Annotated in this window: 9 protein-coding genes; 5 read left to right on the forward strand and 4 right to left on the reverse strand. The window is 72.9% G+C overall.

The features are described 5' to 3' along the window. Nucleotides 1–687: 687 nt before the first annotated feature. The 4 genes from ACFVGO_RS22595 to ACFVGO_RS22610 form a co-directional block, all read right to left on the reverse strand. Nucleotides 688–1,311, reverse strand: coding sequence for a CE1759 family FMN reductase (locus tag ACFVGO_RS22595; protein WP_380355042.1), 624 nt, complete (start codon nucleotides 1,309–1,311; stop codon nucleotides 688–690). A gap of 17 nt (nucleotides 1,312–1,328) precedes the next feature. Continuing rightward, complete coding sequence (locus ACFVGO_RS22600; RefSeq protein WP_380355045.1) at nucleotides 1,329–2,411, reverse strand: LLM class flavin-dependent oxidoreductase; 1,083 nt, start codon at nucleotides 2,409–2,411, stop codon at nucleotides 1,329–1,331. Nucleotides 2,412–2,588: 177 nt separating this feature from the next. Next, on the reverse strand, nucleotides 2,589–3,452 hold the full coding sequence (locus ACFVGO_RS22605) for a helix-turn-helix domain-containing protein (RefSeq protein ID WP_380355048.1): 864 nt from the start codon (nucleotides 3,450–3,452) through the stop codon (nucleotides 2,589–2,591). A 477-nt stretch (nucleotides 3,453–3,929) separates the two neighbouring features. Next, a complete protein-coding gene (locus tag ACFVGO_RS22610) occupies nucleotides 3,930–6,677 on the reverse strand; it encodes a helix-turn-helix transcriptional regulator (protein ID WP_380355050.1) in 2,748 nt (915 codons plus the stop codon). 199 nt (nucleotides 6,678–6,876) lie between these two features. On the opposite strand from ACFVGO_RS22610, the gene ACFVGO_RS22615 reads away from it, so the two are divergent. From ACFVGO_RS22615 to ACFVGO_RS22635, 5 genes are all read left to right on the forward strand, one after another. Further along, nucleotides 6,877–7,887 carry a helix-turn-helix domain-containing protein gene (locus ACFVGO_RS22615; protein WP_380633628.1) on the forward strand — a complete coding sequence of 337 codons (1,011 nt, stop codon included), beginning with the start codon at nucleotides 6,877–6,879 and terminating at the stop codon, nucleotides 7,885–7,887. Between the two features lie 23 nt (nucleotides 7,888–7,910). Beyond that, nucleotides 7,911–8,879 (forward strand): helix-turn-helix domain-containing protein, encoded by a 969-nt coding sequence (locus tag ACFVGO_RS22620; RefSeq protein WP_380355055.1) that lies wholly within the window; start codon nucleotides 7,911–7,913, stop codon nucleotides 8,877–8,879. Between the two features lie 177 nt (nucleotides 8,880–9,056). Beyond that, nucleotides 9,057–9,458, forward strand: a complete 402-nt coding sequence (locus tag ACFVGO_RS22625; protein ID WP_380355058.1) for a YccF domain-containing protein — start codon at nucleotides 9,057–9,059, stop codon at nucleotides 9,456–9,458. Nucleotides 9,459–9,701: 243 nt separating this feature from the next. After that, entirely contained in the window at nucleotides 9,702–10,343 is a 642-nt protein-coding gene (locus ACFVGO_RS22630; protein WP_380355060.1) for a TetR/AcrR family transcriptional regulator, read from the forward strand. Nucleotides 10,344–10,392: 49 nt separating this feature from the next. Next, entirely contained in the window at nucleotides 10,393–12,831 is a 2,439-nt protein-coding gene (locus ACFVGO_RS22635) for a LuxR C-terminal-related transcriptional regulator (RefSeq protein WP_380633631.1), read from the forward strand. The last annotated feature ends 46 nt before the right edge of the window (nucleotides 12,832–12,877 follow it).

Raw genomic sequence — 12,877 nt, forward strand, 5'->3', positions numbered from 1 at the left:
GCATTTCCGCGGTAATACCGTGGCGTTTCCCTTACCGGTCCGATCCTCACCCAGTAGCGACACGAACCGACTCACCGCGCGGAAAACGGCGCGATCACGATTGTGGCAGAGCTTGATCCAGCCGCTTTTATCACGTTTCACGCACGAACTTTCCGCCCGCGACAACGGAGCACACCGACCCCGAACCCGTCCGGCCGCATCCGGGACCGGCCCCGCGCAGGCAGCGGCCGAGGCGGCGGACCGTCACCCGCGCCCGACCGCCGCGGCGCACGCACCGGTTCGCGCCGATCCGGATCGATTCCCCCGGCCCGCCTTTCGCCCGCCGGACCGGCAGAGCCGGGGGAACCGGGAGTTCACCCGTTCGCCCACGACGAGTCCCCCGTCATCGGCACTCCGCCACCGGGCAGCACCACAAAGGGAAAAGCGATATCCGACAGTCCGTCGCGACGCACCCGGACAATCCTCACGGAGAGTTGACGCCACCCGGCCCCCTACCCGGGACTGCGCCCCGGACCGGCCCGGCCGGGTGGAGCGCACCGGGCGCCGACGCTCCCGCCGTCGCGAGGGTGACGGCGGGAGTCGGACGACGACGGGCACGAGAACGCGACAACGCGGGCGCGACGCGACGACGCCCCGGACGCAAGGCCGCGCCGACTCGCAGGCGCGGGGGGAACGGCGTCCGTCGGGTCAGTGGAAGCCGAGCGCGGAGGGCGTCACCGCCGGCCGGTCGGCGGGCCGCGGATTCGCCAGAGCCGCGAGGGTCAGCGCAGCGAGCTCTCCCCCGGCCCGTTCGATCCGCGCCGGCAGGCTGTCGGTGCGCGCGTCACCCGCCCCGCCCCAGTCCTCGGAGGCCGCGAAGACGGCCGTCGGGGCCACCAAGGCGCGCTGGTAGGCGAAGAGCGGGCGCAGCGCGTGCTCCAGGGCCAGCGAGTGGCGCGCGGTGCCGCCGGTCGCGCCGATCAGCACCGGCTTGCCCGCCAGGGCTCCGGGGTCGAGCAGGTCGAAGAACGACTTGAACAGGCCGCTGTAGGACGCGGAGAAGATCGGGGACACGGCGATCAGCGCGTGGGCCGTGCCCACCTCCTCCAGGACGTCGCCGAGTGCCTGCGAGGGGAAGCCGGAGAGCAGGTGGTGCGCGATGGGGGTGGCCAGCGGGCGCAACTCGTGCAGGCGCACCCGGACTTCACGGCCGGTGTCGGCCAGGTGGGCGGAGGTGGCCTCGGCGAGGCGGTCCGCCAGCAGGCGGGTGGAGGAGGGCAGGCTGAGCCCGCCCGAGATCACGGCGAGGGTGATCGGCGAGTTCGGTTCCATGGGGGACTCCATCCTGGTCAGGAGGCGGCGGGGACGGTGTCCCGGAGCGTGGCGTGGGTGGGGGCGTCGGGGACGGTCGCGGGCCGGCCCTTGGCGAACTCCTCGCGCAGCACGGGCACGACCTCCTCGCCGAGGATGTCGAGCTGCTCCAGCACCGTCTTCAGCGGCAGGCCGGCGTGGTCCATCAGGAACAGCTGGCGCTGGTAGTCGCCGACGGCCTCGCGGAAGCCGAGGGTGCGCTCGATGACCTCCTGGGGGCTGCCCACGGTCAGCGGGGTCTGCTCGGTGAACTCCTCCAGCGAGGGCCCGTGCCCGTACACCGGCGCGTTGTCGAAGTACGGACGGAACTCGCGCACCGCGTCCTGGGAGTTCTTCCGCATGAACACCTGCCCGCCGAGGCCGACGATGGCCTGCTCGGGCGTGCCGTGGCCGTGGTGCGCGTAGCGCTCGCGGTAGAGCTCGATCATCCGCCGGGTGTGCTCCTGCGGCCAGAAGATGTTGTTGTGGAAGAAGCCGTCGCCGTAGTAGGCGGCCTGCTCGGCGATCTCGGGGCTGCGGATCGAGCCGTGCCAGACGAACGGCGGCACGCCGTCCAGCGGGCGCGGCGTGGCGGTGAAGCCCTGCAGCGGGGTGCGGAAGCGGCCTTCCCAGTCGACCACGTCCTCGCGCCAGAGCCGGTGCAGCAGCGCGTAGTTCTCGACCGCGAGCGGGATGCCCTGGCGGATGTCCTGGCCGAACCACGGGTAGACCGGACCGGTGTTCCCGCGCCCGAGCATCAGGTCGACGCGGCCGTCCGCGACGTGCTGCAGCATCGCGTAGTCCTCGGCGATCTTCACCGGGTCGTTGGTGGTGATCAGCGTGGTCGCGGTGGACAGGACGATCCGCTCGGTCTTCGCGGCGATCCAGCCGAGCATGGTCGTCGGCGAGGACGGGACGAACGGCGGGTTGTGGTGCTCGCCCATGGCGAAGACGTCCAGGCCGACCTCCTCGGCCTTGAGCGCGATCGCCAGCATCGCCTTGATCCGCTCGCGCTCGCTCGGCGCCCGTCCCGTGGTCGGATCGACCGTCACGTCGCCGACGCTGAATATCCCGAACTGCATGGGCTGTTGCCTTTCCACTGACTGATCGCGGCCCGACGGGGCCACCCGGCGAAACCTAGGCAACCGGCGGTGCGCGAAGGACTTCCGCAGCGCATGACCAGTGGCCCTGCAGCGCACTGAAGCGGCCGGCAGGCCCGGTTCGGACGGCCGCGCTCCCCCGACCGCGGCCGTCCGCGATCAGGACGCGGGGTGGCTGCCCTCGGTCCGGGCGGCGTAGGCCTGCCACTCACGGGGCGAGATTCCGAAGGCGTCGCGGAACGCCCGGCTGAAATGGGAGTGGCTGACGAAGCCCCAGCGGTGCGCGACGGCGGCCACACTGGCCTGCCGACGGGACGGGCGCCCCAGTTCCCGACGGCAGGCGTCCAGCCGACGCCGTCGCACCCACTGGCCCACGGTCATTCCGTCCTGCTGGAAGAGCTTGTGGAGGTAGCGCACCGAGATGTGCTGCGAGCGGGCGATCGATCCGGGCGAGAGGTTCGGGTCGGCGAGGTTCTGCTCGATGTGGACGCGGATCCGGGACAGCAGCTCGGCCGCGCCGTTGGGGTGCTCCGGGTCCTTCCGGTCGAGCAGCTCGGCCACCAGGACGGCGACGATGTCGGAGGCGCTGAGCGCGAGGAGGTGGTCCGGCCGGGCCCGGTGGTCCCGCGCCTGGGTGGCCAGGGCGTGGAGGAACTGGAACGCGAGCGAACCGATCCCCTTGTTCCCGCGCGCCACCAGCCCACCCGCGCGCCGGACATCGCCCTGCCGGACGTCCAGGTAGAAGCAGGGGACACGGAAGCGGACCATCCGGCACTCGGAGTCCTGCAACAGGCCCGCCGGGTACGGGGTGGCGCTGATCAGCAGGTCCCCCGGCGCCAGCACGCTGCTGACACCGCCGCGTCGGACGGAGGCCGCACCGTGGACGTGCAGGGCGACGTAGAGACAGTCCTCGGGATCGGTTCCGGGCGGCGGGGAGAGGATGTCGATGCAGCCGTTGCCCCCGCCGCGGGCGGCCTGGTCGAGCAGGTGGGTTTCGGCTTCGGGCGCGGGGGTTTCGAGCATGGGCGAGGGACCCGACTGGTTCACGGGGGACTCCGACCGGTTGGAGGTGGTGCTGTGCGGATGCCGGCGGGGGCGGCTCGCCGGACGGCGGGGCGGCGGGGCCGGCAACGGGGCGCTCAGGGGAGGACGTTCTTCTGGCGCCATTCATACAAGGAGCGGAACGGCTGGACAAACGTTCAACAAACCGAGGTTCCGGCGGCTCCGCCCGACCCGGACGGTGCTCGTCCCGAGTGGCGCCCACTCCTCGGAGAAGGCCTTGACGACACCTCGGGTTGAAGACCGAATAGCCTGCAGGACACAGGAGTTAGGCCACGTGAACCGGAGCGGCGGCGGTCGGTGGAACCGCCTGACCGCGCCCCTCGCCGAGACCGGGCACGGCCACGACGAACGCCCTTCCCGGCCGGCCCGGCGGCCGCAAGGTGCACAGGTTGTCACGTCGCCGTGCACCACCGGAACATCCCCGCGAACGGGTCGCGCTCAGTCCGCGCCCAGCTTCTCGCTCAGCTGGCTGCGGGAGGTGATCCCGAGCTTCGGGAAGGTCCGGTACAGGTGCGTGCCGATCGTCCGGGGCGACAGGTGCAGCTGCCGGCCTATCTCCTTGTTGGAGAGCCCTTGCGCCGCCAGCCGGGCGATCTGGACCTCCTGGGGCGTGAGCAGGTCCCGGTCGGGGCGGCCTTGGCTCCTGCTGCCCTCGCCCGCCGAGCGGAGCTCCTGGGCCGCCCGCTCGCGCCAGGGCTCCACACCCATGGCCGCGAAGGACTCCCGGGCGATCCGCAGCGGGGTGCGGGCCTCCATCACCCGGCGGCGCCGCCGGAGCCAGGTGCCGTGGGCGAGCATCAGCCGGGCGCGGACGAAGGGGGTCCGGGACATGTCCAGGTCGAACGCCGCCCGGAAGTGCTCCTCGGCGTGCTCGTCGTCGGCGAGCAGCGCCCGGGCGAATCCCAGGCTCACCCGGATCATCTGGACCTCGCTCGTCCCGGCGGACGTGAGGAGCTGTCGCAGGGCGGCCTTCGCCATGGCGCGCTGCTCGTCGCTGGTGGCGGCCTCGGCCAACTCGGTGATGGCCATGGTCTGCATGAACGGGTGGTAGGAGGGATCGGCCGGGTCGAAGACCCGCCAGACGCAGGAGAACGCCTCGGTGAAATTGCCTGCGGCGAGGCCGATGAGGCCGCGGGTGATCTGGATGTACGCGAGCTTGGAGGGGTCGACCACGGTCAGCCCCTGGCCCTCCGCCTCGCCGATCGCGACCAGCGCGGTGTCCAGGTCCCCGCGCAGCGCGGCGAACTGGGCCTTCGCCACCCGCGCACCGGTCAGCCACCGTGGCTGTGCGGTCTCCTCGGCCAGCCGGGCGGCCTCGGCCGCCGCCGGGAGTCCGGTCTCCCAGTCGACGGTGTGCACGGTGGCGAGGGCGAGGAGCACCAGTGTCTTGGTCAGCGGGCCCCGGCGCCCCTGGCGACGCAGTCCGTTCGCCGCGTGGCGGGCGAATCCGGTGACCTGGTCGAACCCGTTCACCATGATGGCCGCGTTGGCCAGCGTGGCGGCGGTCACGACGTCGTACCCGCCCTCACGCTCGAGGCGCCGCAGCCGGTCGATCACCGTCGCCGACGCCTCCAGCGGGGCGGCCCCCGCCAGCGTGCACACCAGGTCCGGGTGGAGTTCCGGGACGGGTAGCCGCTCGGCGGCCGTCACGACGCGCTCCCGCAGCTCTCGCCCCGGGTCCGCCCACCAGCACCGCCACGCGGCCACGCGCAGCAGCCGCAGCGCGAGTTCGGGATCGCCGGCCTCGGCGGCCTGCTCGGCCGTGGCGATCAGCAGGTGGATCCGGGACGTGCTCGTGTCGGACTCCGACTCCAGCCATTCGCGCAGCAGGACCACGCGGGCCCGTTCCAGCACGTCCGGGCCCAGCGATTCGGCCTGCTGGAGCAGCTCCGAGACGCGGTCCGCCTGCCCGAGTTCGAAGCGCAGCTCCGCGGCGCCGAGGAGGCGGGCCACACTGCCCGACGGCACCTCGCTCAGCGCGGTGGCGCGTTCCAGCGCGGTCAGGGCGGCCGCGGCGGCGCCGCGCTCCTTCGCGCTGAACGCGGCCCGGTCCAGTTGCCGCGCCACCGCTTCGTCGGGACGGCCGCCGGCCGCGGCCCGGTGCCACGCCTGCCGGTCGGGCTGTCCCTGGAGGGTGCGGGCGAGCGCGTCGTGGGCGGTGAGACGGTCCGCGAGCGGGGCCGAGCCCAGGACGGCGGAGCGCACCAGCGGGTGGGTGAAGTCGATCCGGAACCCGTCGACGCGCACCAGACCCGCGGCCATGGCGGGTTCCAGGGACCGTACGGAGATCTCGGTGCCCGTCAGCGCCGAGGCCGCGGCGAGCACCTCGGTCAGCGCGCCGTCGTCGGCGGTGGCCGCGACCAGCAGCGCGTGCCGCGTGTCGGGCGGAAGGTCGGCCAGCGAAACGGAGAAGGCGCGCTCCAACCGGGTGGTGAGCGCAAGCTCCGGCAGCACCCTGGAGTCCGCGGGTGCCCCGTCCACCCCCAGGGTGAGCGGGAGCTCGGTCAGGGCGAGGGGGTTGCCGACCGACAGCTCCGCCACCCGGCGGCGCGTCCCCGGGGCGAGAGCGGGGTGGCGGGCGTCCAGCAGGGCGTCGGCCGCGACCGGCGCCAGGGGCGCGAGGCGCAGTTCGCGGATGCCGGGGGTGCCCCGCCACACCGTGCGGTCCTCGCGGACGGCGACGAGCAGGCCGACGGGTTCGGCGCCGACGCGGCGTGCGACGAACGCGAGGACGTCCAGGGTCGGCCCGTCCAGCCACTGGGCGTCGTCCACGACCAGCAGAACGGGGGCTTCGGCGGCCGCCGCGCCGAGCAGGCCGAGGGTGGCCAGGGACAGCACGAAGAGCTGGGGCCCGGAGGCACCGGGGGTCGGCTCCGCCATGCCGAAGGCCCCCAGCAGCGCCCGCGCCTGGGGGGTGGGCAGGCGCGCGACGAGGTCCGTCACGGTGTGGGTCAGCTGGTGCAGCCCCGCGAACGGCAGGTCGCTCTCGGCCCGGACACCCGAGGCCCTGAGGACGGTGAATCCGCAGGCGCGCGCCCGGGCGGCGGCGTGGTCCAGGAGGGCGGACCTGCCGATCCCGGGGGCGCCGTGGATCAGCAGCGCGTCGCCGCGCTCGGGCAGGGCGTCGACCAGTGCGTCGACGGCCGCCAGCTCCTCGTCCCGGCCGAACAGTGTGGTGCCTGACATCCGATCTTCCTCTGTGCCTGAGCCAGTGCTCTGACCTGGACCGTTGCAGTGTAGGTGCACACATTGCACGGTTGGAATGCGCTGAGAGTCATGTGTCCGGCGACACACCGCCCGCAGTCGCTTCACAGTCATTCAGCCGCCGACGTAAGTCATCCCGTGTTCCATGCTGGATGCCGTACCGAGCGAAGGGAGAGGACCCATGACATCCGTGACCGACCCGGCCGGTTTCCCGAAGGACGGGAACACCGGTCATCGCCGGAGCCGGGCCGCCTCCATCGCCGCCATGCCCGTGACGGTCGCCCCGTACGAGGCTGCGTCGGCCCCGGGCCGGATGACGACCCGGCAGTTGGGGCACCTGCTCTTCATCACGACCCACGCCGGCCCTCGCCGCTTCACCCGCGGCCTGCGAGAGATCGCCCGCGGCACCCGGCAGGCCGAGGGGTACGTCGTGGTCGCCGTCATGGGGGCCACCGGTGCCGTGGTGCAGCAGGACGGCCGGACGGCCGAGGTCCCCGCGGGAGCGGTTTCCTTCTGGTACACGGAGACCCCCCATGTGGTCGACTACCCGGACGGAGTGGACGTCAGGGTGTGCCTGCTTCCCCGCCGGGCCTTCGGCGTGCGCGACGAGCAGCTGGAACGGGTGACGGCCACCGCGGCCGACGCCGGCGGCCCGGTGGCCGCCCTGGTCAAGCAGTCCCTGCTGGCCTTGGTCGAGACGGCCGAGGACTGCCCGGCGCTCGTCGCCGGTCGACTGGCGTGCAACTTCGCCGACCTGGTGGCCGTCCTCGTCACCGAGCAGGCCGCCCGTGACGCGCCGGCCGCGGCGGACTCCCGCCACACCCGGATCTGGGAGATCCACGCCTACGTGGACCGGCACCTCAAGGATCCGGTGCTCGGGCCGCAGACGATCGCGGCCGCGCACCGCATGTCCGTTCGCTCCCTCCACAAGCTCTTCGAAGGGGAGGGGACCACCGTCAGCCGCCTGATCCAGCGCCGCCGGCTCCAGGCGAGTGCCGAGGACCTCTCCCGCGAGGACAGCGGCGACAGCACGGTCTCCGGCGTGGCGCAGCGGTGGGGCTTCGCCGATCCGGCCCACTTCAGCCGGCTCTTCCGTGCCTCGTACGGCGTCTCACCGAGCCAGTGGCGCGACACCCGCGGCGGCACCGGGCCGTCCGAGCCGCGGGCCCCCCGGGGCCGGGTGTCCCGGTGACCGATCGACCCGAGGGGAACCCGATGTCCGCCTCTCTATCCACCGCGTCGCTGTCCGCCTCCGACCGGGCGGAGAGCTGGCGGGACGCCGTGTCCCGCACCTTCGTGCCGATGACCGTGGACTTCCTGGAGGAGGAGCCGTCGCCCGGGGAGATCGTCGGCGACCGACTGGGTTGCCTGCGGATCTCCAGGGTCCAGGCCGGGCCCCAGATGGCGACCCGCTGCAGGCGCCTGATCGCCGACGGCGACTCGCCGACGCTCGTCCTCAGCCTCCAGGAACGGGGCACCGCCCTCAAGGAGCAGGACGGCAGGGAGACGCTCATCCGGCCCGGCGGGTTCTCCATCACCGACACCTCCCGGGTCTTCCGGACGAGGATGGAGGAGGAGTTCGTCTTCACCTCCTTCCACTTCGCCCGCGCCGACCTGGATGTGCGGGAGAAGGACCTGCGGGCACTCACCGCCACGGCGTTCAGCGGCGCCGAGGGCAGCGCCGCGCTGCTGACGGACTACCTGTCGAGGATGGCGAACGAGGCGGCGGAGCTGGACGAGGCCGTCGGGCGCCGGGCCGCGGCCACGGCACTCGACCTGCTGGCGCTGTTCGTCGACGACCGGGCCGGGCGCGCCCGGCCGCAGGGTTCACGGACAGCGGCCTCCTTCGAGCGGGTCAAGGAGTACATCCTGCGCAACCTCCGCGATCCGGACCTGTCACCGTCCACGATCGCGGCGGCGAACTTCATGTCCGTCCGCTTCCTCCACAAGCTGTTCCAGCAGGAGGGGGGCACCACGGTCGGCGGGTGGATCCGGACCCAGCGGTTGGAGCGCTGCCACCGGGACCTGCTCCGGCCGATGGCGGGGGAGCTCGGGGTGGCGGGGATCGCCCGGCGCTGGGGCTTCGCCAACTCCAGCCACTTCACCCGCGCCTTCCGCGCGGCCTACGGCATAACGCCGCGTGACTGGCAGGCCGGCGCCCATCACATGCGCCGGAACGGCTGATTCGTCTCCTTCGAAGGGCTCCGCGCTGCCACTCGAAGCCGAATCCGAAGAAATCCCCACCCGAGGCTTCAGCCCGGACCGGACCCTGAGGAACAACCCCTAAGGGCGTAGACACGCCCACCAGCGGGCATGGCACGGTCGTAGGGCAACGCCATCGGTCGTGAGAAGGTACCAAGCATGAGCGCAATAAGGTTCATCCTCAATGTCATCTGGTTGATTTTCTGCGGCATTTGGATGGCGCTTGCCTACACGCTCGCCGGAATCATCTGCTGCGTACTCATCGTCACGATCCCGTTCGGCATTGCTTCGTTCCGGCTCGCCGGCTTCATCCTGTGGCCGTTCGGGCGCACCGCGGTGGAACGGCCGGACGCCGGGCCGGCGTCGTGCGTGGGGAACGTCATCTGGCTGGTCTTCGCCGGGTGGTGGCTGGCGATCGGGCACCTGATCACCAGCATCCCGCTGTTCCTGTCGATCATCGGCATCCCCTTCGGCTGGGCCAACCTGAAGATGATCCCGATCTCGCTGATGCCGCTCGGCCGCGAGATCGTGCCGACCGACCAGGAGTGGGGCGCGCGGTAACCGCCACGAGCACCGATGGCCGGCGAGGACGGAGATCCTCGTCGGCCATCGCTGTTTGCGCCGGTCGGGCCCGTGGCGGCGCCGGGCGGAGGCGGAGGGGTGAACCTGCTCGTCGAAAGTACTTCCAGGGCGAACGAGCAAGCGGTCTGGTCCCGTTGACTGGATGTCTGTACAGTCAACCGCCATGGCGGCCGAAGCCCTGGAGCCCGCGTGTCACCTCGCTCACCTCTTGTCAACGCCCGGTTGCGGGAAGCCTCCCGCGAGCGGATCGTCACCGCCGCCATCGACGTCCTGGCCAGGAAGGGCTTCCATCAGGCCACCGTCTCCGACATCACCGAGCTGGCAGGTGTCTCGCGCGGGCTGATCAGCTACTACTTCCCGACCAAGCACGCACTCGCGGACGAGCTGCTGGACCGCTACCTGGAGGGCGTCCACCAAGTCCTGGACGTCGAGGGCACTCCGGACGAGCGGTTGTCCGCCATCATCGACCGCGCACTGCTGGCGGCCCACCGCACGCGTCACATCCAGCAGATGGCCCTGGGCCTCATGATCGATCCGGGGACGCATCAGCTGTACGCGGCGGCGGAGGCCAGGAAGGACCGGCTGCTCGCCGAACTGGAGGAGCGGCTCCGCGAGTTGTTCCACGCCCGCGGCGCCGAGGACCCCCATCTGGAGGGGATCATGCTCCGCAGCCTGCTGGAAGGCGTGACGGTCAAACTCGTCATCTACGCCGACCAGTACCCACTGGAGCCGATCCGCCGCCGGATCCTTGCGATGTACCAACTCCCGTGCCCGACAACTGATCTGATCGAGCATCACCCCAGGCCGGCCGGGCCGATGCGCGCCACCGGCGCGACGCCCGAGCCGACCGGCCCGTCGCAGTGAACCCACACGGCCGGGTCACCCACCGCGCCGGCACGTTCTGGAGACGCGTATGACGTCCGCTGATTTCGCCGTCGCGGCAGCGACGGCGGCCGACCGGCTGTCCGGGACCGGACCGCCGACCGTCGCCCGACCGCCCGCCGTCACCGGCCCGTTCCCGGTGGAGACGGTCGGGCGGGCGGGCGAGCTCGCCGAGGTACTGGCCGTGCTCGAACGGCCGGACGTCGACGGCGTGCTGCTGTCCGGGGCGCCGGGGATCGGCAAGAGCCGGCTCGCCGAGGAGGTCGCGCTCGCCCATCGGACCCGCACCGGCGGAACGATCGGCCGGATCGCGCCGGCGCCCGGGGACGGCTGGGCGGACGGCCTGCGCCGCTGGATCACCCGGACCCGCGAATCCGAGGACGCCCCGTCCGTGCTGCTGTTGGACGGCGCGCGACGCGACCCCGACCGGCAGGTCCTGGCCCGGCTGGCCCGGGCGCTGGCCGGGACGGGCGTCAAGGCCCTGGTCACCGCGCGCCGGCCGGTGGCGCAGGACGGCTTCGCACACCGGAGCGTTCCCCCGCTCCCGGTGCCGCTGGACTGCTGCGCCATCGACGTCGAGGCGCTGGCCTCGGTGCCCTCCGTCGAGCTCTTCGTGGCCTGCCTGCGCGCCTTCAACCCCGCTTTCCAGGTCGAGCGCCACAACCAACTGGCCGTCGCCCGCGCCTGCGTGGAACTCCACGGCAACCCCGGGGCGATCGGCCTGGCCGCACGGATCGCGGCCCTGGAGGGGCCGGAGGTCCTCTGGGCCGCGCTCGACGGCCAGTCCCCCCGGGCCGGAGCGCTTCCGGACCGGCCCCGGCACGCCGTCGACGGCCTCGCCCGGTTACTGGACGCGTACGGCCCGGACGACACCGAACCCGAGGCGCTGCGCGGCCTGAGCCACGCCGGACGCCGACTGCTCGCCTGCGCCCGCGTGTTCAGCGGCGGCGCGGGACCCGAGTCGCTCCGGCAGATCTCCGGGGTCGGCCTCGACGAGTACCCGGCCGCCCTGGAGTCACTGCTCGGCCGGCACCTGCTCAGCCTCTCCGCGCTTCCCTCGGGCCGTCTCGACGGCTACACCCGTACCCGGCTGCACCTCTCCTTCGGCCGCTGGTCGTACCGATCGGACAAGCAGACGGCTGAGTCGGCGAACGGGCTGGAGGACGTCCGGCTCGCCCACGCCCGGCACCACGCCCGGCTGGCCGGATCCACCGTCCGCCTCATGACGGGCGGCCCGCAAGCCGGGGGGATCATCGCGTTCCGCAGCGAGGAGGGGAACATCCGCCGGGCGCTCGACACACTGGTCGCCGCCGGGCTCGCGGAAGAGGCGCTCGACCTCGCCGAGCTGTCCCGGGTGTACCACTACGCGATCGGCACCCCGTTCGACTGGCCCGCCGGACTGGCCTCGCTGGGCGGCCCGGACGCCGACCGGGACAGCCGGCGGCGGGTGGCCCTGTTGCTGGCCGAGGCCGCCGTCCGCAACGACGAGCCGGAAGCGGCGCTGGCCATCCTCGACGGGGTTCGGCCCGGCGACGCGGGACACGAGGCCCCGGCGGACGGCGGGTTCAGTGTCAGGATCACGCACCTGCGCGGGATCGCCATCACTCCGAGCCGCCCGGACGAGGGGCTCGCGCTGCTGCACCGGGCCATCGAACCGGGCGCCGACGGCGGCCATCTGGCCCGTCGCCGGCTGCTCGACGCCGCGCTGGCCGAGTTCCTCCACCGCTCCGCGGGCACCGCGGCCGCGCTCGCCACCCGCGCGCTCGCCGAGGCCATCCAGGCCCGGGACAACCTGGTCGCCGGCCTCGCGCTGCTGCACTTGAGCGCGTTCGCGGCGGCGGCGGGACGAGCGGCCGACTCGACCAACTACCTCGACCGCGCACTGGCCACGCTGCGCCCGCTCGGAGCCCCGGCCGCGCTCGGCGCGCTCCTCGCCCTGATGGGCAGCCCGCTGCTGCCGGGCCCCGCCGCGCGCGCCGCCGCGGTCGCCCGGGCGCTGGGCTGCTTCCACACCGTCCGGCGCCACCTGCTCGACGACCCGACGGAACCCGACTTCACCGTCGGCCGGGTCGAGCGGCGGCTGCTGCTCGGCGACCGCGGGTCGCTCGCCGCCATGGCGGCCGGTTCAGTGGTCGAACTCCCGGACCTGATACGTGACTTCGCGCTCGGCTGCGTCGCCGCGCGGGCGCCCGGCGACCCGCCGGAATCCGTTCCGGACCGGCCCGCCGTGTCCCCCCGGGCCGCGGCGGCCGAGCCGTCCGCCGACGCGGTACTGACGCCCCGTCAGAGCGAGGTCGCCCGGCTGATCGCCGAGGGCCTGAGCAACAAGCAGATCGCCCGGCAACTGACCATCTCCGAATGGACCGTGGTGAACCACATCCGCGAGACCATGCGCAAGCTCGGCTGCTCCTCCCGGGTGGCGATCGCCGGCTGGGTCCACCGCACCGCGTCGACCCCCCGGGAGCGCTGAGCGCCGAACGCCGCCGCCGGCACGGCCCGAAGCCCGTGCCGGCGCC

The sequence above is a fragment of the Kitasatospora sp. NPDC057738 genome, from assembly GCF_042798815.1.
In the GTDB taxonomy this organism is placed as follows: domain Bacteria; phylum Actinomycetota; class Actinomycetes; order Streptomycetales; family Streptomycetaceae; genus Kitasatospora; species Kitasatospora lactacystinica.

Coding starts and splice junctions, on each gene's coding strand:
- ACFVGO_RS22625 (WP_380355058.1), top strand. CDS start 9,057: ATGAGCGCAATAAGGTTCATCCTCAATGTCATCTGGTTGATTTTCTGC.
- ACFVGO_RS22600 (WP_380355045.1), bottom strand. CDS start 2,411: ATGCAGTTCGGGATATTCAGCGTCGGCGACGTGACGGTCGATCCGACC.
- ACFVGO_RS22620 (WP_380355055.1), top strand. CDS start 7,911: ATGTCCGCCTCTCTATCCACCGCGTCGCTGTCCGCCTCCGACCGGGCG.
- ACFVGO_RS22595 (WP_380355042.1), bottom strand. CDS start 1,311: ATGGAACCGAACTCGCCGATCACCCTCGCCGTGATCTCGGGCGGGCTC.
- ACFVGO_RS22635 (WP_380633631.1), top strand. CDS start 10,393: ATGACGTCCGCTGATTTCGCCGTCGCGGCAGCGACGGCGGCCGACCGG.
- ACFVGO_RS22610 (WP_380355050.1), bottom strand. CDS start 6,677: ATGTCAGGCACCACACTGTTCGGCCGGGACGAGGAGCTGGCGGCCGTC.
- ACFVGO_RS22615 (WP_380633628.1), top strand. CDS start 6,877: ATGACATCCGTGACCGACCCGGCCGGTTTCCCGAAGGACGGGAACACC.
- ACFVGO_RS22605 (WP_380355048.1), bottom strand. CDS start 3,452: ATGCTCGAAACCCCCGCGCCCGAAGCCGAAACCCACCTGCTCGACCAG.